The 20,303-nt window shown below is 60.5% G+C and carries 21 protein-coding genes; 13 read left to right on the plus strand and 8 right to left on the minus strand.

The genetic code is table 11. The annotated features are described in order from the left end of the window. Nucleotides 1-167 precede the first annotated feature (167 nt). The 9 genes from ACZ5C7_RS15300 to ACZ5C7_RS15340 are packed head-to-tail and all read left to right on the plus strand — an operon-like array spanning nt 168 to nt 4,154. On the plus strand, nt 168-521 hold the full coding sequence (locus tag ACZ5C7_RS15300; RefSeq protein ID WP_464377151.1) for a hypothetical protein: 354 nt from the start codon (nt 168-170) through the stop codon (nt 519-521). Beyond that, entirely contained in the window at nt 518-940 is a 423-nt protein-coding gene (locus ACZ5C7_RS15305; protein ID WP_464377152.1) for a DUF7344 domain-containing protein, read from the plus strand. The genes ACZ5C7_RS15300 and ACZ5C7_RS15305 overlap by 4 nt, the downstream gene beginning before the upstream one ends. Further along, a complete protein-coding gene (locus ACZ5C7_RS15310) occupies nt 937-2,136 on the plus strand; it encodes a hypothetical protein (RefSeq protein ID WP_464377153.1) in 1,200 nt (399 codons plus the stop codon). The genes ACZ5C7_RS15305 and ACZ5C7_RS15310 overlap by 4 nt, the downstream gene beginning before the upstream one ends. A 2-nt stretch (nt 2,137-2,138) precedes the next feature. Next, nucleotides 2,139-2,444, plus strand: a complete 306-nt coding sequence (locus ACZ5C7_RS15315; protein ID WP_464377154.1) for a hypothetical protein — start codon at nt 2,139-2,141, stop codon at nt 2,442-2,444. Then, nucleotides 2,441-2,662, plus strand: a complete 222-nt coding sequence (locus ACZ5C7_RS15320; RefSeq protein WP_464377155.1) for a hypothetical protein — start codon at nt 2,441-2,443, stop codon at nt 2,660-2,662. The genes ACZ5C7_RS15315 and ACZ5C7_RS15320 overlap by 4 nt, the downstream gene beginning before the upstream one ends. Next, nucleotides 2,655-3,362 carry a hypothetical protein gene (locus ACZ5C7_RS15325; RefSeq protein ID WP_464377156.1) on the plus strand — a complete coding sequence of 236 codons (708 nt, stop codon included), beginning with the start codon at nt 2,655-2,657 and terminating at the stop codon, nt 3,360-3,362. The genes ACZ5C7_RS15320 and ACZ5C7_RS15325 overlap by 8 nt, the downstream gene beginning before the upstream one ends. Then, complete coding sequence (locus ACZ5C7_RS15330) at nt 3,359-3,679, plus strand: hypothetical protein (protein WP_464377157.1); 321 nt, start codon at nt 3,359-3,361, stop codon at nt 3,677-3,679. Before ACZ5C7_RS15325 ends, ACZ5C7_RS15330 begins: the two co-directional genes overlap by 4 nt. Further along, on the plus strand, nt 3,679-3,993 hold the full coding sequence (locus ACZ5C7_RS15335) for a hypothetical protein (protein ID WP_464377158.1): 315 nt from the start codon (nt 3,679-3,681) through the stop codon (nt 3,991-3,993). Before ACZ5C7_RS15330 ends, ACZ5C7_RS15335 begins: the two co-directional genes overlap by 1 nt. Beyond that, complete coding sequence (locus tag ACZ5C7_RS15340; RefSeq protein ID WP_464377159.1) at nt 3,990-4,154, plus strand: kinesin; 165 nt, start codon at nt 3,990-3,992, stop codon at nt 4,152-4,154. The genes ACZ5C7_RS15335 and ACZ5C7_RS15340 overlap by 4 nt, the downstream gene beginning before the upstream one ends. On the opposite strand, the gene ACZ5C7_RS15345 is transcribed toward ACZ5C7_RS15340, so the two are convergent. Further along, complete coding sequence (locus ACZ5C7_RS15345; protein ID WP_464377160.1) at nt 4,118-5,413, minus strand: tyrosine-type recombinase/integrase; 1,296 nt, start codon at nt 5,411-5,413, stop codon at nt 4,118-4,120. The two genes, ACZ5C7_RS15340 and ACZ5C7_RS15345, sit on opposite strands and share 37 nt — an antisense overlap. 246 nt (nt 5,414-5,659) lie before the next feature. Next, complete coding sequence (locus ACZ5C7_RS15350) at nt 5,660-7,486, minus strand: PAS domain-containing protein (protein WP_464377161.1); 1,827 nt, start codon at nt 7,484-7,486, stop codon at nt 5,660-5,662. 347 nt (nt 7,487-7,833) lie between these two features. On the opposite strand from ACZ5C7_RS15350, the gene ACZ5C7_RS15355 reads away from it, so the two are divergent. Next, nucleotides 7,834-9,192: a CehA/McbA family metallohydrolase domain-containing protein gene (locus ACZ5C7_RS15355; RefSeq protein WP_464377162.1), complete on the plus strand. Its 1,359-nt coding sequence runs from the start codon at nt 7,834-7,836 to the stop codon at nt 9,190-9,192. Nucleotides 9,193-9,344: 152 nt separating this feature from the next. On the opposite strand, the gene ACZ5C7_RS15360 is transcribed toward ACZ5C7_RS15355, so the two are convergent. Next, nucleotides 9,345-9,542 carry a hypothetical protein gene (locus tag ACZ5C7_RS15360; protein WP_464377163.1) on the minus strand — a complete coding sequence of 66 codons (198 nt, stop codon included), beginning with the start codon at nt 9,540-9,542 and terminating at the stop codon, nt 9,345-9,347. 1,015 nt (nt 9,543-10,557) lie between these two features. Beyond that, nucleotides 10,558-10,902, minus strand: coding sequence for a hypothetical protein (locus ACZ5C7_RS15365; RefSeq protein ID WP_464377164.1), 345 nt, complete (start codon nt 10,900-10,902; stop codon nt 10,558-10,560). Between the two features lie 317 nt (nt 10,903-11,219). On the opposite strand from ACZ5C7_RS15365, the gene ACZ5C7_RS15370 reads away from it, so the two are divergent. Both ACZ5C7_RS15370 and ACZ5C7_RS15375 read left to right on the plus strand, forming a co-directional pair. Continuing rightward, entirely contained in the window at nt 11,220-11,351 is a 132-nt protein-coding gene (locus tag ACZ5C7_RS15370) for a DUF7577 domain-containing protein (protein ID WP_464378458.1), read from the plus strand. Between the two features lie 219 nt (nt 11,352-11,570). Continuing rightward, on the plus strand, nt 11,571-12,317 hold the full coding sequence (locus ACZ5C7_RS15375; RefSeq protein WP_464377165.1) for a CatB-related O-acetyltransferase: 747 nt from the start codon (nt 11,571-11,573) through the stop codon (nt 12,315-12,317). A 64-nt stretch (nt 12,318-12,381) separates the two neighbouring features. Here ACZ5C7_RS15375 and ACZ5C7_RS15380 read toward each other — a convergent pair whose 3' ends face one another. The 4 genes from ACZ5C7_RS15380 to ACZ5C7_RS15395 form a co-directional block, all read right to left on the minus strand. Beyond that, entirely contained in the window at nt 12,382-13,086 is a 705-nt protein-coding gene (locus ACZ5C7_RS15380) for an energy-coupling factor transporter transmembrane component T family protein (RefSeq protein WP_464377166.1), read from the minus strand. A 103-nt stretch (nt 13,087-13,189) separates the two neighbouring features. After that, nucleotides 13,190-13,891, minus strand: coding sequence for an energy-coupling factor ABC transporter ATP-binding protein (locus ACZ5C7_RS15385; protein WP_464377167.1), 702 nt, complete (start codon nt 13,889-13,891; stop codon nt 13,190-13,192). A 43-nt stretch (nt 13,892-13,934) separates the two neighbouring features. Further along, the gene (locus tag ACZ5C7_RS15390) at nt 13,935-14,510 is read right to left on the minus strand and encodes a biotin transporter BioY (RefSeq protein WP_464377168.1); all 576 of its coding nucleotides are present in this window, start codon (nt 14,508-14,510) and stop codon (nt 13,935-13,937) included. Between the two features lie 61 nt (nt 14,511-14,571). Beyond that, complete coding sequence (locus ACZ5C7_RS15395; RefSeq protein WP_464377169.1) at nt 14,572-15,684, minus strand: hypothetical protein; 1,113 nt, start codon at nt 15,682-15,684, stop codon at nt 14,572-14,574. Nucleotides 15,685-16,210: 526 nt separating this feature from the next. On the opposite strand from ACZ5C7_RS15395, the gene ACZ5C7_RS15400 reads away from it, so the two are divergent. Then, the gene (locus ACZ5C7_RS15400) at nt 16,211-20,290 is read left to right on the plus strand and encodes a DUF7282 domain-containing protein (protein WP_464377170.1); all 4,080 of its coding nucleotides are present in this window, start codon (nt 16,211-16,213) and stop codon (nt 20,288-20,290) included. Nucleotides 20,291-20,303 lie beyond the last annotated feature (13 nt).

The following is a 20,303-nucleotide window of genomic DNA, read 5'->3' on the forward strand; positions in this document are numbered from 1 at the left end:
TCGTATCTCCAGTATTTACTGTCAAACTCATAGTGTTCCCGATTAGTATCCAATAGTGAAAGATACGCCTTAACCGTTCTGGGGTTCTAAGTATAGACTTAGTAATTCTCAGTAAGGATTATGTAAATGGAGTCGTATACTATGAATTGGAAGTCAGAATATTGGGCATGAAAACGCCCACCGTGCTGGCACACGGCGGACTGGCTTCCGAATCCCATCACGAGGATTTCGAAAGCATGCACAACGAGTACACCGGGGTAAAAAGAGATTACCCCACAGAGCGCAGTACCGCTGGCCGCAACCGCGGCCAAGATGACTCTCCAGCGAGCGACAGTTCTTTGGAAAAACCACCGCGCGAAGACGCGGCAGTACAGACGGGAGGTTGTTCAGGCCAGCGACCCCGTCTAGGTGACCCGTCCGAACGCGACGCGGATAACGCTATCCCATCGGCGTATCTGGCCGGAGCACTCGAGCGCGCTGACCGCCACGATTCGGTGTTCTTCTACGGGGTGCACGTATGAGCGTCGTTGGAAGGGTCGTCGGCGGCCTGCTCGGCACCGAACCCGATCACACTCCCAAGACACCACTCGAGATCGACGACGTATCGCTCATCGTCGACAACGAACGGCGGCGGCTCACACTGCACGCACTCGAACGTGCCGACGAGCCGATCCCGCTAGGCGACCTCGCCGAGATCGTCGCCATGGGCGAGCTCGAGAAGCCGCCCGCCCAGGTCAGCGGGAAGGAACGCAAAGCCACCTACATCGCACTCTACCAGACGCACCTTCCGCGCCTCGAGCGCATCGACATCGTCGCGTACGATCGGATGGCCGATGGCATCGAGAAAGGCACGGCGTTCGAACATGCCCACCGAATCCTCGAGGCCGTCTACACCGAGGTCGAGGGCACCGAACAGATCGATGGAGGCGAGCGACGATGACCTCGGTCAACTCCTGGTACCCCGAACCCGTCGAGATGGACGGCCCTGGCCTCGAGTGGGGACCGGTCCAGTGGGCCAAAGTGGGCACGTTCTCCGACGACGAGCACCCGCAACTCGGCGACAACGAGCGCCGATTCTACACGATCGCCATCCGTCGTGGGTGGTCAGAGGAGACCGACGCCGCCTCGATCGCGGTGCTCGGTGTCACTCGGGATCTCGAGAGCGGCGTCGAGACCCGCTACCGCGCCGACAGTGAGAACTGGACGCCGGTTGATCGCGACGGCATCCCACCATCGGTGTGCAAACGACCACCGAGGGATTCGAACATCCCGGTAGCGCGGAAGGCAAAGTTCCGTAGTGTCCTCGAGCGCGCCCACGACCGTGGTAACAACCCCGTCGACACGCGTTCCGACAGCGCTAGCGAACTGCGCGCCGACGGCGGCACCCGCGAATCCGAGCAAGTCGATCGCGCCGTTCGCGAAGCCGCGACGCTCATCGACGCCGGTGACTCGAAACGCGTCGCCATCAGCTACGTCGTCAACGAGTACGAACTCGAACACCGCCGGGATGACATCCACCAACGCGTTCGGGATCGACTCGAGCACAAGGTGGTCGCCGACGGTGGTCGTGATGCGTTCCTCCGTGGTGAGTGCCACTACTGCGACGTCTGCTCAACGCCGTTCGAGACGCTGGGCGAGTTGATTCGGCACGACTGTCAGGACCAACAGCTAGTCGCCGACGGCGGTCGGCCCGAACACCACGCAAGCTGTGATGACTGTTCCTGGACGTACCGCGACACCGACCTCGTCGACGTCTCCGACGAGATGGAACGCCACGCACGAAAGGAGATGCATGATGTCGACCTTGAGCGGGCGGTCGCGACCGACGGCGGTAACGCTGTGGGCAGTACTGAGCGCCTAAAGCAAGAACAGGGTGTTACGACAGAGTATCAAGTAATGCTGACGCTGGAGCGAGGGTCTAAGCACATTTGGGCAGGACGGAGAATGACATACTGTAGTCCTGCTCCAACCTCAGAAGAAGAAGCGGTAGAGCTGACGAGACAGAAGCACGATGGCGAAATAGAAGAAATCCGTGGTGTAGAGACGCAAGAAGTCCCCGCGCCAGAGAAGTGGCCTGATGATGACCCACGTAGGCGGTATGTGGACACGGATACCAAACGCGACGGGGGTGTCTAGTGATGTTCTACCGCGTACGCTTCCACCTCGCGAGGCTGCTCGCGATGGCGATCTGCGAGCCGAAACTCCGACTCGGAAAGCGTCGTCACGACAACTACTGCGACCGCTGTGGCGAGTACTGCGGGTGCTACTACGCCCAGAAACTCGCGTTCCCAATCGAGAGCTTCGAGCCCGACGCTTCCTCGAAATGGGAGAAGCTGCGGGCGATGTGGAACGCCGAGTACACCCGCGTCTGCATCGAGTGTAGCGCCGAACTCGAATCAGCAGCTGAGAACTCCACTGGAATCGAAGGGGGTGACCGGCGGTGAGCGAGATCATCCCCGAGGACTTCGACCTCAAACACGCCCGCCAAGCCCCGTCGACGACACCACACAAGGAGCGACCACGCTGTCCCGAGTGTCGACAACTCGCGGTCAGGAAGAAAACAGGGAAACCGACGGGGGTCCCCCAAGGCGACGGCGACTACTACTGTAATCGCTGCGGGGCGCAGTTCGACGAGCCCGTGTACGGTGAGTACGATGAGTGACGCCGCCGACGGGCTTCGTCGCTTCGCCGACGTCGTCGACGCATTCGGCGAGACGCCGATCGACGTCGACAGCGCTCAGCTGCTCGAGGCCGACGCAAACGAGCTCCGCGGACAGCTCACCGTCACCGTTCGCGAAGACGACCTCGAAGGCTTCGGTGTAACCACCGAACCCGACGATCAGCACGAGGAGACTGACGAGGGCGAGAAGGACACTCTCGATCATACCGTCACCGAGGACCTCGAGCGGGCATACAACGAAGCGGGCGGCAATATCAGCGCTGCCGCCGAACGCTTCGAAGTCGGGTACGGTGCAGTCTACCGTCGGATGACCGACCACGACGTTCACGAAACTGACAGTGACGAGAACGGCACCTCCACCGAGGACGATCCCGAGCCAGAGTCAGAGGCACACGACCTCGAGGAGGACGCCGCGGACGACGCGCCGGCGGGCACCGGCGACGACGTCCAGGACGAGAGCGACGAGATCACTGTCGACGCCGTTGACGGCGGAAGGGATGAACCCGATATAGAGCTCCCGGACGGGGTGACAGCCGCGGACGTCCGGGTCGCGACCGACGAACGCGAAGGACTCGGAGACGTTGCCGACGACCTCGGCATCACGAGAGGCCGTGCGCGAGCGATCACGGTCGCACTCGACTGCTATGGAGATGTTCGGGACATCCCAGGAGGGCGACGATGAGCCAACGCGAGTGCTCCGTCTGCGGGCAAGAACTCGAGAGCCCGCTTGCCGGGCCTGCTCACGCACGGAAACACAAAAACAAATTCGAGGAACTGACCGGACGGCGACCGGATGACTACAGGGAGGTCCAGGAGCAGTTCAACGACGGCGAGGTTCCCGGCGACGTCGACCTCGAGGCCGGGTCGCCGACGACGCTCGAGCAGTTCGTCGACGGGCGAGCACAGCTGAACCCACTCCAGGGACTCGTCCTGGTCACGATCGTGTCGGCAGCCCTCTTACTCTCACTCCTGTTCGCCGAGGGGGTGGTGTTCGCGTGATGGCGAGTGTCGAGGATGTCGCCGATCGCGAACGCCGGCGTGCGGCTGAGCATGCGGTCGGCGAGATCCCTGACCACGTCCAAGACCGGTGGCCCGATCGGGCGCTCATCGACGACATCGATGTCGACCAGGCGTGGCGCGAGGCCGATCCGATTCACTACCCGAGCGCGCACCTCGGCGCAGTCGCGCGTTACCACCGTCGAAGTGATACCGTCATTCTCGCCCGACAGGGCGCGATCACGACGTGCATCGAGCTGATGGATCGACCGTGGTCCGAGCGCATCTACATCCGTAATCAGGTGAGCGACAAATGAGTAAATCTGCTACCCCAACCCCCGACGAACCCGCTGATGAGCTGACCGACGACGAGCGAGAGCTGTTCAAACGACTCGCAGACCATTACGACAATGAGGTGGGGCGCATCTTCGAGATCGCGCTTCAGTCCTCGACGGACAGCGAGGAGGCCAACTCATGAAGCTCGTCACGCTCCATAACGTGGGGCTTATCCTCGAGCGTTCGCCGGCCACTGATAAGGTCACCGCGCCGGTCGGGGTCGTTTTCGTCGACGATCTCGTCGTCGATCCGTTCTTTGAGCATGTCGACCAGCTGCTTGGCCTCGAGGTCGAGACTGAACCGGCAGTGGATGCAGAAATCTCGGTCGTGGGGCGTCTTCTCCCCGCAGCGAGGGCAGGTAACCGGAGCGACCTCTTCGGTCGTGTCCTCGGTGTCAACCTCGAGGCCGTGCATGGCCGCGTATTCCTTCTCCTGGGTCTCACCGGAGAACTTCGCGACGTACCGCGAGATGACAGGCGAGCCACGAGCCCGTCCCTGCCGGTCTTCGATGAACGCCTGGGACTTGTCGCGCATCGAGAGCCAGTAGGCGTTCGACTTTCGCAGATTGGTCGGCGTGACCGGCTTCTGGACGTCGGCTCGAGCAGCGGACTCCTTGAAACACTGGAGGAACCGCTGGTAACTGAGCCGGCCGGTGCTGTTGAGCTTCGACCAGAGGTAGTCGTCGCGACCGCCGGGATGTTCGTTCAGCCAGCGGTTCACGTACGGCGTCGCGAAGATCAGATGGACGTCGTGCTCGCCCCGCTTCCCGTCGACGCGGACCTTGGTCGAGTGTTCACCGTCGGTGACGTCACCGACCGTCATGTCGTAGAGCTCGCCACCCCGGAATCCACCCTCGAACTGCAGGGCGATGATCGCCTTGTCGCGCGGGTTGCGGGCCATCTCGATCATCGGCTTGACGTCGTGCTCGAGGTCGAGCATGTCCGCTTCGTCGGGCTCGGGATCGTAGTCGCGGGTGGTCTTCGTCGAGATCCAGTCGTGCGTGTCGGGGATCTCGTCGTCACGAGTGACGTGCTTGGCGAGCAGTCGGAACGCGACGCGGTAGTCGCGGTTGGTTTCCTGGGATCCGTCTTCGACGTCGTAGGTGTCGTGGATCCAGCGGACGACTGTCTTCGCCGCGTCCTTGGCCTCGTAGAAGGGGTCGCCGTCGACGTCGCTGTCCTCGAGGATGGACTCGTGGAGCTCGGCATCGGCGTGCTCACTCATTCGGACGAGATGCCGGAGGAGCTTCTCGTGTCGGTGGTGGCCGTAGTCCTCCCGTCGGAGTCGGAGTTCGTCGCTGAACTCGAGCAAGAGTTCGCGATCGACGTCGGAGCCGCCACGATCGCCCTTCGTGAGCTTCTCACGGAGGACTTCGACGCCGCGTTTTGGGTCAGGAGCCATGACTATTCATTCAAGCTGACGATGTTAAGGGTTTGGCTGAGATCCCTCCACCGGCTTTCTTCCGGCGAACAACTTCGTGAGCCGGGAGGCTGTCTTGGAGGGATTTGGATCAGGGAGGGGCGTGCTCCGACCGTGGTTCGCAATCCCCCACCGGCTTTTATCGAATTGCTCACAATCCAATAACTCGGGGTCCTGGACTCCCGACGCATGCAGCGATTAGTTTCCATTCTGAATAGTTGGAAGTAGCTAGTCAATGAACGTGATACCGGTAATCTCGAACCGTGCCCCACCTTCAGTTCCCTCGAGTGCGCGAACATCCCACCCGTGGGAGTGGGCTACTTGCTCGACGATCGAAAGTCCGAGGCCAGTTCCATCACCGACAGATGAATAGCCGATCTCGAAGATTTGGTCGAGTTCCTCAGGCGGAATTCCGGGACCAGTATCTTCGATAGCAAAGCCCGTTTCCATCGGTTCGACTCGGACGGTGATGTCCGGCCCTCCGTGCTCGATCGCGTTTCCGAACACGTTCTCGAGCAATTGGCAGAGCCGGTTATAGTCTGCCTCGATAGTCGATGAGTCCCTGTCATCGATACAAAGTAATTCACCTCCGGCAGTCTCACCGTTAACAATAGTCCAGGCATCTTCAACAGCTTTCCAAAGAGAGACAGGTTCGGTTTTACCGATGCCTCGTCCCCGCTGAGTAAGCCATAACACGTCATCGATGAGACGTTTCATTCGATCGTGTGCGTCCGCAATCGCTTGATGGTACTCGTTCTCGCGCTCTTTTTGAGCGAGTCCCAAGTATCCGTTGGCCAAGTTTAACGGATTTCGAAGGTCGTGAGAGACGACACTGGCAAACTCGTCGAAATTATCACGTTCACGCCTGAGTTTCTGCTCGCGCTCCTTTCTCTCGGTGATATCGGTTGCCACACCGGCGATCTCCACGGGAACTCCCCGCTTGTCAGTAACCAGTTCGAGTCGCGATTGAACCCACCGGACTCCCCGATTCGGGTGTTGGACACGGAACTCTTGTTCTACCGGCCAGTCAACCACCCCGTCCTGTTGATCTGTTATCTCCTCGACTATCTTGCTCCGATCGTCGGGATGGAGATAATTCATCCACGATTCGGGATCCTTGTATGCTTCCTCGGGTGTGATCCCGTAGACATCCTCGACAGCAGGATTTGCATACAGTGTCTCCGAGTAGTCTGTCGTGACGAAAAAGAAGGCATCACGCACATGTTTGCCGAATCGCTCGAATCGATCATGTAGTGACCGTAATTGTTGTTCGCGCTCTTTCTGTTCGGTAATATCACGGACGTACCCCGCGATCCGGCTCACAGTTCCGTCCTCGAAGATAGGTTTTCCCTCGCTTCGAACCCACCGTAGCGCTCCGTCTGGACGAATTACCCGATACTCGATCTCATCTGACTCGCCGGCCGCGACCGTTTCCATGGAACGGGTTACAATCTCGCGATCTTCGGGATGAACGTACTCCAGAAACACTTCGGGGTTGGATTTCACTTCGAGGATCGAACCACCCCAAATATCTTCGTACGCCGAATTAACGAACAGCAGTTCACTCCAATCGCTGTTGAACATGAATAGGATATCGTCAGACCGTTCAGCAAGCTGATGTAATTTCTGCTTAGTTTCTTCAAGCTCGTTTTGTGATCGAGACTGTTTGACGACGTTTCCGATCCGATTCGCGAGTACCGTGTACTGACTGGTACCGGGCCCCTTTTGAAGATAGTCCGTCACACCTGCAGAAATCGCGTCACTGGCCACTTCCTCGGAGCCTTTTCCGGTATAGAGAATAAACGGCAGATCAGGATATTCCTCTCGAACGGCTTCAAGAAACTCAATACCGTTCTGCTCAGGCATATCGTAATCAGAAACGATGCAATCAACATCGTACTCGGCAAGGCATTCCAGACCGGCGTCTGCAGCGGTTGCGGTTTCGACGGAAAGTCGGCTATCCTCACGTTGAAGGAAGGTAGCAATCAGGTCGGCCAAACTCGAATCGTCGTCGACGTGAAGAACTAGTATCTCCTCTTCACTACCACTTACCATCTCTCTTTATAACTGGTGGCATGGCCCTGTTGTTCTTTCGGCCACCCATTCTCCGACGTACGAGAGTTGTTCGAAAAACGAAAGCGCAGCTTCTGAGACGGTCTACGACCAGATCCATCTCTGCACCAGATCACTCGGTTTTCGGACCCAGCAGTGGTGACAAAACAATCCTCACGCGGGAGGCAGTCAATCACTTCGAGAGACGGACTGATCACGCGAGTGTTTGTCGACTCCTGCTAGAAAACAACGGGAGGAAGTCTAACCGCGCTTCGCTGAGCGTGTCGACGAACGGAATCCGACTGACGAGTAGGAGTAGATATGAGTACCTGAAGATGGAGTGTACTCTCATGGAACGACGACACTTCGTTGCAGGGGCGCTCGCGGCAACGATCGGAGAACGTGCCTCTACCGAAGCAGCCGACGACGAACCCACGTTCGTCCTCGAGAGCACGGCGGGGAACGACGTGATTATCTACGATAACCCGTACGAGGGCGTCGACTGGTCCTCGGACGGCAGGTACAAAGCCGATCACCACGTCCACTGGCGAGGGTTTGGAGACGAACCCGCCGACGCGCTCGACGTGTTCACAGACGGTGCGGAAGTCGAGGGTGGTTCATTGGACGACGATCAGCTGTACGAGGTTCTGGGAGTTGGGTCACAAGCCGAGGACGAGGAACCGTACTGGGGGTCCGACGAAGGCGGCTGGGAGGACATGGACACCCGGGACGACGATTGGCAAACTCGAGATCCGGAAGCGCTCGGCCTCGACGGCGTGATATCTTTTCCGAGTCAGGAAATCGACGACGTTGAGCACATCTGTCACTTGTTCGCCGTTTCGTCTCCACAGGATTTCGAATACTACCCCGGCAGCGGTGGCTCGACGGGTGACTACGGCGACTTGTCTGAGGCCCTCCCGGAGATTATCGAGGACGACGACAACACGATCGTTTGCGGGCGGGGCCAGGTCGTCATCCCGCATCCGTCGCGATACATGAGCTCGGTAGATGACTGGGATCGATATCTCCCGTTTTTCGAGGAGTACAGCCTCGATGACGGGCTCCTTGGTCTCGAGATTTATCAAAAAGGGCTCGGAGAGCAGGGCAATCACTACGGCGACGGCTTGGACCTCAAGGACATGTTCTCCATGTGGGACAGTCTCCTTTCCGAAACCATGCCAGAACGCCCGATTTGGGGGTTTTCGGCGAACGACTGTAATCTTGGCGAGTGGGGCCACGGGGCCGGTCCGGACCTCCGCTGGTGGACGGTCCTCCTCTCGGACGACGAGTTCGATCCGTCGTGTCAGCATGAGTCTCGGTTGGCACTGTTCGACGCCCTCGAGGAGGGGCGATTTTACATCACCATGCGGGACCGGTACGATCAGTGTGACCCGGCTGGCGCCCCCGAACCACCGCAGGTCACTTCCATGGATATCTCTGCGGAGGAGATCACGATCGATGTTGATTGGCCCGACGAGATCGGAACGATCGACTGGTACAGCAACGGTGACGTGGTCGAAACCGGCGAGACGATCGAACTCGAGGAGAGTCACATCCCGTACGTGCGAGCGCACATCTACCGCGGCGATAGTACCGGAAGCGGGAATTCGGACGGACAGATCGCAACCCAGCCGATTGCACTGGTCGCGGACGGCTACGAACTACCGGGCGACCTCCGAGATGTCTCGGTATCACGTTTGTCGACCTGACGGTCCTCGCGGGGCTCTCGGTTGGCGCTCGGGCCCTAGTCGACCGTCATCCGCCAACGAAGAGCGTGTGTCGAACGGACGATAATTTCAGAAGCGTCGCTGGCCGTCGACGGCGAAGTGGTGCCCGCTCACGGACCGTTTTTGAGGACCGCTCACTCGAGAGCCTCGAGTAGCGTGGCGACGAGTTCGAGGTAGCCAAGCGTCGCGATAGTAACGACGATCAGGGCGAGCACGAACGGAACGATCGTTCGAACGCGCTCGCGGAGCGTCACGCGCTTTTGCTCACGCGTCGCCCAGACTAGTTGGAGAACCGTCACCACCATCGGAATTGCCATCGTTACCGTCGTCATCGTATTGTCCTCCGCGTGTTTGTCACACATTGTTGAGGGGACTGTCGGTTGTGTGACCGAGCGGACGGTTCGATTGCCATACTGACGACGGGGAGGCGTTTTACTTGTACCTCAGTCAGACACTCAATAGCTGAAAAAGGGGTCAGACAGCTGTCTGACGCGGTTCAAGGTGTCGTTCGGTATTCAGTTCGATCGGGGGGAGAGTCAGACACACTCTTCGGCAAACAGCCGCTGAGCTGTCTTTATCGAACATTATTCGGTAGATTGGCCGTGTTAGAGTAGACAGACCGGTTTCGAATCGTGATTCAGTACCCGATCGAGTCGTTCTGAATCGGGTGCCATCTGCAACGGCGAAATCACCAATACGCTTCGAGAAAGCATCGTACAGTCGCTATCACTCTGAAATTTCGTTGCTTTCCATGGCAACCGTTTCCGTAGCGACGAACTTCGCGAGCTGGCGCTTTTGGTGATTATGGACGAGATGGTGCTCGAGTTTCTGACCGTGTTTGATAGAATCGTGACAGAGCGGACATTCGAGTGGTGGTTTCGTCGCCATACCATGGTCACATTGCTCGGGCGGATACCTCTGTTGCTGGCGAATTCAACCAGTGTACTCCCAGCGGTTGAGTTCCGGAAAAGCGATGCGTAATTGTGTAAATCATCGATCGACGAACCAGCAGCCGAGTAGTCACACTACGGATTCGGCGAGTGTGGCATTCCCTGATTCCCGGCTGCAAAAGGCCTGTTATGGCCTGACGTTGGGTACCCCAGCGTAAGGGTATGCGTCGGGAAGAATGGTGTGTTGGCGATGATCGGTCTGTTGGCAATAACAGATTCCCCCCATCCTCCTCCTTCGCGATTTGCTATTTCAAGTACGAACATATCAATCTTATCGCCGGTTCGATTTGGGAGTTCTATATACCACAAACCCATGCCGGTTTTCGACAACTTATCTGTTTTTCTACACCCACGGTTGCGTTAGAGAACCCGAGAGGGGCCTAAAGGGTATCCGCGTTCAGTCGGCGAGCAGCCACTGGAATCGCGGGTGGATCCACGACCACTCTTGATCGACGATCCAATCCCGAAGTTGTTGACGGTTAGACACTCCAGTTACGGTATCGACGAGTTTTGACGGCGATTCACCCGTCACTGGTTTGTAGGCAATTGATCTGGTTGCCGTACAGTAAAATGACGCCCGTGTACAGTCGTCTTGCAGGCCGATAAGGTAGCGGTTTATCTGATCTTCAGCGAGTAAGTACTCGCTCACTTGCTCGACATCGAGGTCGTCATCGTTGTGGCGAACGTCGACGATCGCCTCGATTAACTCTTCCTCGAGCTTCCGTTCGTGGTTCGGACTCATACTCGAAGAGTTGGTATCGGAGAGCAAAAGGCAACGGCAGGCGAAATCTTCCCGGAAGAGTTTATCAGCGGGACAGGAGAATACCTCGAGGTCGTTCGGAAATCGAAGATTCTCAAATCACTTGAACCCGAGGTAATTCACACCGCTGATTGGGCCTCAGATGCCCGAGTTCTGTGCGTTTGAAGCGGCTCTTTCGAGGGATCTGTCGTTACGTGAATTTCCCTTTCCAGAATGCGTGGTGGCTTGCATACGTCCGGGTAGTCGATATACGTCTGAGTCGCCGACGACGAGATATGACGTCCGAATCAACTGGCACGATGCGCAATGCCGAACAACCGGCCAGCTGTCCGCACTGTGGCACCGCAAACGACTTCGTGTTCACGTACTGTCGGGACTGTCTCGCGGAACTTCCTTCGACCCCATCGGCTACTCCCGAAACGAACCTTTAACTGATCGCTGACATCTTATTTCTAAACATACCCTTCTAATCAAGGTATCAAACGAGAGCATGGGTTGACTAACCCAGAGAAGTAGAGATCAACCGCCGTACTCAACGCGATACTGTTCCCCTATAGAGCGTATTGTCTCAGTATTTGTGATATCGAAGGATACTGTTCATGTTCATTGAGTGAACTATATCAGACACGGCGTTGGGACGCCTACTACGTGTGAACCTCACGACCACTCTGGATCGAGTTCTCTCAACCGTTGGGTATCCATCCGCGACACACGGATTGATCAACCGATACGCAGACAGACTCGAACTCGACATCGAACCGTCAGCTCGCGTTTCCAGCGGCTGTCTCTTCCGAGGGGCGATCGATCTCGGTCCGATGACGAGAGTGAGTCGTGGGTGTATACTCAATGGAGATGTTACCGTCGACAAACAGACGAATTTCGAGCCGAACTGTGACGTAATCGGGAACGTCGAGTTCGGGAAGTACTGTGCGATCGCAAAACGAAGCACGTTCCAGCAGATCAACCACGAAACGACGAAACCGTCGATGCAGATCCGGTTGTACGACGAAGTCCTCGACAGCGAATTGCCACCAGCGTCGAACGGCCCGATAACAATCGGCAACGACGTCTGGGTCGGAATCGGGGCGACGGTGCTATCAGGGGTTACCGTCGGTGACGGCGCGGTCATCGGTGCCGGCTCGGTCGTCACCAGCGATGTCGAGCCTTACTCGATCGTCGGTGGCGTTCCCGCAGAGCACATCAAGTGGCGATTCCCCGAGGAGGTTCGAGAGAAACTTCTCGAGACCGAGTGGTGGACCTGGGACGAAGCGACGATCCGAGAGAACCGTGACTTTTTCGAGCGAAAGATACAGGCCGCTTCCGACATTCCCGTTTTCACCCCGGATTCCGAGACGGAGGATGGGGCGGTCGAATCGAATACGCTCCCAGTCCATTGATCGGAGCGCTTTGATGACTTGGCCGGGTGGATTTGCGAACACGAACACTCCGCAGAGCAGACGGTCAAACTACCGCCGAAAGTCCGAGCACAATACCGAACGCGCACACGGCCCAGTCAATCCTCGAAAACGAGAGCGCAGGAAGCGTCGGGTTCCACGAGAAACACCGGGCCTGCAGTGCGACCGATAGCCGATCCGCTCGAGTGAACGCCCTCGAGAGTCCGAGAACACCGATCCGATTGACGCGGTCTACGACACCACGTTCGGTTCCGAGTCGGGCGGCCATCGCCTGGCGAATGCGCTGGAGATCGGTCAAAAGCAGCGGAACGAATCGAAAGACTAGGCCGACCCCCATCCCGAGCAGTTGGCCGGGTTTTCCGGGAACCGTTCGCTGGATTGCCGCTCGAGAGTCACGTGCGGGCGTCGACCTGACGTACGCTGCGCTGAACAGGAGGATCAACAGCACGCGGTAACTGGCCAGTGCAGGATCGACGCCGTCGGACGGGACGATCCAGGGAGAGCCGACGGTGAGAATCGAAATGATCGGTGCGGCCGCGAGGATCGGAAGCGCAAACCGATAGGCGAACAGCGCCCGCGAGAGCGCGACGCCGGCGGCCGCGAGCCCGAGAATCGTAAAGAGGGTGAAGACGACGAGCGCTCGTGGCGTCGTGTGAGCCAGCGCCGTGACGGCGAACCCGATTTGGACGGCGAGCTTCGAGCGTGGATCGAGCCGATGGGCGAACGTGTCGTCGGGCTCGTAGGTCAACATTCGGCTGAATCACCCGACGGTCCGTTCGCAGGCGGCGAGGAACGCGCTTTCCGGACGGTGCTCGAGCATCGTCCGCTCGAGCGGCAACCGTTCTCGCGAACGGTCATGACGGGACTCGAATCTCGAGATCCGCCAGCGACTCGAGCGCCCGCGCCGGCGGCTCGTCGACCAGGATCTCCCCCTCGCGCAGGACGACGATCCGATCCGCGAGCCGGGCGACGTCCCGAAGGTCGTGCGTCGAGAGGACGATTCCGGTGCCGTCCACCGAAAGGGACTCGAGCCGGTCGAGAACGGCCTCGCGCGACGGCTCGTCGAGACCGGTAAACGGTTCGTCCAACAGGAGATGCGTCGGTTCCATCGCCAGCGCGCCGGCGATGGCGACCCGCGATTGCTCGCCGCCCGAGAGCGTGTCGATGCGGTCGTCTCCTCGACCCTTGAGGTTCACCGCCTCGAGCGCGGCTTGGACGCGACGATCGATCTCCTCGCGCTCGAGACCGAGGTTTTCCGGGCCGAATGCGATATCGTTGCCGACGGTCGCGGACACGAACTGATCCCGCGGGTGTTGAAACACCATTCCGACGGCCGTTCGAGCGGCGACAGGGTTTTCGGCGACCGAAACGCCGTCGACGAGCACTTCGCCGCCGTCGGGGGTCAATAGCCCGTTGCAGTGTCGAAGCAAGGTCGTCTTCCCGCTCCCGTTCGCCCCCGCGAGGAGGACGAACTCGCCGTCTTCGATCTCGAGGGAACACTCCTCGAGGACGGTGGTATCGTCGAAGCCGTAGGTGACGGATCGGAATTCGATCATGTATGCGGTTTCGGAGTCGTGGACTCGTTATGCGGTGTACTCACTATGTGGTGTCGATAACGCCGGAGCGAACGATCGCGATCGCGGCGGCCATCTTGAGCAGGTCACCAGGGATCAACGGAAGCGCGACGACGGTAAACGCTTCCAGTAGTGCGGTTTCCGTTACCCACGCGTACCAGATGAATCCGCCCAGATAGACGACCGCGGTCGCGACGGCGAGGCCGAGGATCACGATCGGAAGGGAGACGGTTTCCGGGTCGCGAAGCTCACGGCCGCGGTGGACGATCGCTCCGACGAGCAGGGCTCCGACGGGGAACGTCAAGAGAAATCCGCCGGTCGGGCCGAGTAACACGCCGGGGCCCGCCGAGAACCCGGAGAAGACCGGCGCGCCGAGTGCGCCCGCAAGGAGATAGAGAATCATCGCGAACGCTCCCCACCCTGGACCCAGATACAGCCCGGCGAGGAAGACGACGAGCATCTGGAGCGTTCCCGGGACCCCCGAAATCGGTATCGCGACGAAGGCTGTCGCCCCCATGAGCGCCGCGAGTAACGCCGCTCGAGCGAACGACCGGACCACGTCCCCCTCGACGAGGTCGACCGACCCCTGTTCGGTTTCCATACCCCCTCTCGTCCGTAAACCGTGATCAAAACTTCGGTTTACCGCGTCTCGAGCGTCGGTCTTACGAACTCGAGCAGTCAGTCCGTTCGCGGAGTCGGGTCACCCGTCTGGTCATCGATGGCGTCGCAGAGAGCCAGTTTGGTGTCCGCGTCGGGCGGTGAAGACTGATTCCCGCAGCGTCGTGGCTTCGTTCGAACGCGGTGACGAGCGCGTCGGTACCAATCGCTTCGGCGGCTCGGTCGTCGGCGCGAAGTCGGAGCCGACGGGTACCCGCTAGCCCGCCGAAGACGAGGAGCAACGCGAGGGCGAGCCCCGGAAGGACGGGAAGATCGGCAAGCAATACGCCAGCAACGGGAACGACCGGAAGGAGGATCGTCAGGATCCCCCACAATCCTTCGAGGTGTCTCGCCTGCTGTTTCCGGCACGCGAGCAGCGCTGTAAGCGTCGAATCGTCTAGTTTCTCGAGAGCGGCTTCGGAGCAAAAAAGGACTCGTCCGGTCGGCGCTCCCGAGAGTTCGATCGAAATCTGCTGTTCACCGCCCTCGAAGACCCGAACGCTTCGAGGCGAGAGTTCGGCCGTTTCGAGGAGGCGATCGATGCGTGCGTTCTCGGTATCCGTCGGGGCTCGTGTCGATCCGAGAACGATCCCGAGCAGTGGTCCGCCGACCCAGAAACCGATGCCCAGAGCGCCGATCACGATACCGACGAGGCCGGTTCGAAGGAACGGCCCGACCGCGGAGAGAATGCCGAAGACGACCAGGGTAAGTAGCGTTAGATCGCGAGCGTAGCGTCGCCGTACCGTCGACCGATCCTCGTCTGCCAAATCCGGTCTGTGCGAAAGCGCACTCGAGATGCCGGCGGTTCCGACGACGCCACCGGCGAGCCCGGCAGCGAGCGCCCCGAAAACGGCGGCGGGAAGGGACGAACCGGCGAAAGCGATCGGCTCGGCCAACGATGCGAACGCTTCGCCACGCGAATCGACGAAGATCCAGACGAAGAGACCGCTCAGGAATGCGAACGCGATAGCTGCAATGTGCAATCGCCACGAAACCGTTTCGTCGCCCCAGCGCCGACTCCGTCGAGCGAGCAGGAAACAGCTGATCGCCGAGACGATCGTCCCGATTCCGATGCCCGTCACGAGAACCAGGAGAACGGCGTCGATCGAATATCCCATCAACTCATCGGTGTCGAACGCGTTACAAATATATTACTATTTCAACGGTCTGAGACGAATCGAACGGGGTGACGATCGACTCCAGTACCGGCGGACCCGACTCGCATCGGGAGCCCAATCGATCGCTACCTGTCGGATACGCCTACCGTTTGAGAGCCACAGCAACAATCTCAAACAGCGGAGAAATGGACTCGAACAACCCGGATAGAGAAGTCTCAAAAACGGCGTCGGTTTGCAACACGAGATTGTATCGTCCTCCTAACTGGAACGAACGGGGTGCTTAAGCGCCGATTCGTCCCGCTTCGGGTCGTATGGGGTTCGATAACACGACGTCTCGAACGCGGGGGAACGGAAATCGCGGAGCAACGCGCGGATCAGCGGAAGGGGACGGATCAACGGAAAGCCACGGGCCTACGGAAGGCAACGTATCAGCCGAAAGCCACGCACCAACCGAAAGCCGTCGAACAGGTCCGTCGACGGCCGCAACTCGGCAGGGCGCACAGAATTGGGAGGACCGAGGCGGACGATGAAGCGAACGACGCTTCTCCTAACGGGACTCGTCGCCGTCTCGATGGTCGTCAGCGTCGTTGCCCTACCGTTTCTCGGGGGTGGGGGCTTGTTCGATCAGCATCCGGATGACGAAGCGGATGGCGCGATCGAGATGGACGATTCCACTGCGATTACTGACACAAATATTGGGGACGAACAACTCGACGAAAGCGAATCCGTCGCGACGGGGGCGTCCGACCTCGAGGCGGTATCGATGGCCGCCGTCGAGCCGGAACTCGAGACGGCCGATGCGGGCGCGCTCACGCAGGACGACGAAGACGCCGTCGAGGCGGGCGTCGAAGAGGGACTCGAACTCGCACAGGCCCAGGGCGTCGAGATCACGCAGGAACAACGGACGGCGGCGCTCGAGGGGGCGAGCCAGTCCGCCGCCCAGTACCAGGAAGCACAAGCCGAGCAGGTTCAGGAAGCGACGAAAGGTGCGGTCCACGGCTCGCTGATGCAATCACAGGCCGTCGAGGCTGAGCAGGTCCAGGCGGCCGTCGTCGGGTCAACGAGCGGTGCCTTAGCGCAGCACCAGACCGTCAACGCGAGCCAAATGCAAGCCGCGACTTGGGGAGCGACCCACGGCGCGATGGCCCAGTACCAGCGAGTGACGGTCGAGCAGATTCAGGTTGCGACCGCCGGTGCGGCCGCCGGGGCGGCCGCCGAAGCGGGCGAGAAGGGCGTCGATCGAGCGCCGAAGATCCAGGAGGCCGCACAGGGTTCGGCCTACGGCGTCCTCGAGCAGTACCAGAAGATCACGGCCGAACAGCGCCAGCAGGTAACTCTCGAGCACGTCCAGTACGCGGCGGCGGGTGCGGCGAGCGGTGCGCTCGAGGGGAGCACCGCCGCGGCGCTCGAGCAGGATCAGCGACTCGAGGTCGAACAGCAACAGGAGGTGACGGTCAAACAGATCCAGAAAGCGGCGACGGGAGCCGCAAAAGGAGCGCTCGTCCAACAGCAAGCGGTGAGCGTCGAGCAGACCCAGGCCGCGGCCCACGGTGCGGGCGTGGGACCGTTGAAACAGCTCCAGACGGTCAGCGTCGAGCAGGTACAGCGGATTTCGATCACGCAGGTCCAAGAAGCCTCCTTCGGCTCGGCGAAGGGTGCGATCGCCCAGAGTCAGGCGGCCTCGATCGAACAGATCCAGTCCGCCGCGGACGGCGCGGGCCAGGGCGTGCTTGTCCAGCAACAGGAGATTTCGGTCACGCAGATTCAGGCGGCGGCGACGGGCGCGGCGAAGGGCTCCGTCGAGTCGGCGATCCAGCAACAGATCGTCGAGGTCGAACAGATTCAGGCGGCGGCTTTCGGCGCAGGAGAAGGGGCGGTCCTCCAGCAGCAAGCCGTCGAGGCGACGCAAGTGCAGGCGCTGGCCGAGGGTGCCTCGAGCGGCGCGCTCTTCCAGCACCAGGAAGCGTCGATCGAGCAGATTCAGATCGCCGCCTCGAGCGCCTGCCAGGAGGCGGCGAACGCGATCCAGTACCAACAGATCAGCGTCACGCAGGTGCAGTCGCTGACCCAAGAAACGGCCAGTGACGCGGTCGCCTACGCCATCGGAGAAGGCATCGACGACGAAGCCCAGATCATCCAGTACGTCGAGGTAGAGGTGGTCCAGATCATCGAAGAGATCGACGAACTCGAGGGCGAGGCGTCGATCAGCATCGGAGACCAGGAAAGCGGGGGCGAGAACGTCACCGTCGACAGCGTCTCCCTCTCCGAGGGTGGCTTCGTCGCGATCTACGACGGAGTCGACATCGGCGTCGATCCGGAAGGCGTCATCGGTCACTCTGCGTACCTCGAGTCGGGCGATCACGAAGACGTCCAGATCGATCTCGACGACCCGCTCGAGGAGAGCGGCCCGATCGTCGCGGCCGTCCACCACGATACGACCGACGATCAAACCTTCCAGTACGTCGACAGCGGCGGCGAGGACGACGAGCCCTACGTCACCCAGGGCGGCGCGCCGGTGCTCGACAGCGCGTTCATCAGCGTCGAAGACGACGAGCCGGAGCCGCCGGACGAGCCCGAGGCGACGCTCTCGGTGAGCGATCAGGAAGGCGACGGCGAGACGCTCGCGGTCGACGAGGCGAACGCGTCCGTCGAGTACGCGATCGCCGCCGAGTACGATGGCGAGGCGGTCGAAACCGATCCGTTCGAGGCGAACGAGACGGTGACAAACGAGACGGTTTCCCTCGAGCCGCCGATCGAGGAGAACACGACCGTCGACGTCTCGGTTCTCGACGCCGAGAACGAGACGGAATTGGCGAGCGAGTCGATCGAGTACGTACTCGAGGACGAAGAGCCCGACCCGCCTGACGAGCCCGAAGCGACGTTGTCCGTCGTCGATCAGACGGGTAACGGCTCGACGCTCGCGGTCGACCAGGCGAGCGCGACCGTCGAGTACGGGCTGACCGTAACCGACGAGGAAGGGACCGAGATCGCCGCGAGCGGACCCTACGACGCCAACGAAACAACAAACGACGAGACGGTCGCGCTCGAGCCGCCTCTCGAGGAGAACGCCACCCTCGACGTCAACGTCGTCTCGGCGGAGGGGGTCGAGACGGGTGAGAACGGTGTGGAGGCTGACGGCGCGGGGACGGACGGCGGTGAGGCGAACGGTGCGGAGGCGGACGACGGGGAAACTGACGATACGGAAGCGGACGACGAGACCCCCGAATTCGACGGCGAGGTGCTCGAGAGCGAAACCATCGAGTACACGGTCGAACCCGACGACGTGCCCGACGAGTTCGAGGCCGAGTTCCCGACCTGTTTCCAGGCGGAAATGACCGGCACCTTCGAGGACGGTGACCGAATCATCGTTGCGACGACGTTCTACGAGAGCGGCGGCATCGGAAACACGCTCGGGGAGTACTCCGTCACGGTCGGTGAAGACGTCGAGGCACCGCTCGAGGGAACGATCGTCTTCGAGGTCGACGAGCAGTTCGCCGTAACTGAGACCGAAGAGGGCGCGCTCGTCGAAGTTCCGAGCGGTAACTTCGGTGCGACGATCGTCGGCTTCAGTTCGCCCGACGCGGTTCCCGGCAGCATCGACTACTCGAATCCAGAAGCGGGCGAGTGCGTCGAGGAAGTTCGGCCGGAGCTCCCCGAACTCACCGTCGAAGACACGACGCCGACCGACGACGGAATCGACGTTACCTTCGGCTACGACAACCCCAACGACGCGGACCTGATCGTCGAGAGCGAACTCGAGGGAGCGACCGAGGACGAACCGCCGACCGAACTCGCGCCCGGTTCGGACTCGTTCACCGTCGACTGGACGCCCGAGGACGACGACGAACAACTCGCCTGGGTGGTCGACATGGGATTCTACGACTACGACGAGCCCGTCGTCGTCGAGACCGATCCCGCGGGAGAGATCGATCCGGACGATCCCGCCGAGTTCGCCGTCGACATCCTCGAGCCGATCGAACCGGTCGAACAGGGCGACGAGCTCATTCTCGAGGCCAACGTCGAGAACGTCGGCGATGAGGAAGCCACGCAGTCGATCGATCTCGAGCTCGACGGCGTCTCCGACGCCACCGACCTGACGCTCGAGGAGGACGACGGCGAGACCGTCACGTTCGATGTCGATACATCCGATCTCGAGCCCGGCGAGTACGACGCGACCGTCTCGAGCGAGGACGACAGCGAGACGGCGACGGTGACGATCGAGGAAGCCGCGGACGAGGAGGCAGATGAAGCGGAGGCGGACGCGGAGGATCCTGAGGCCGAGGACGATGACAACGCGACCGCGGAGGACGAGGACGACGTTCTCGAGGAAGACGATCCGTTCGAAGAGGACGATCCGCTCGAGGACGAGGCGCCCGACGAAGATGAAGACGGGCTCGAGAACGAGCCCGACGGAGCGGACGATCCGACGGACGCTGAATCGCCCGAAGACCCGCCGGCGGGGGGTGAAACCGATGGCGAGGAACCTGGTGAGTCACCCGAGAACGACGGGGAGATCGAAGTTGACGGCGACGACGGTGCTGATGGGGACGAGTTTGGCGGTGACGGGCCTAACGGGGAGAACCCAGCAATTTCACCGCTTCGGTAGGGTGGTTCGGTAT

The sequence above is a fragment of the Halostagnicola alkaliphila genome, assembly GCF_055379965.1.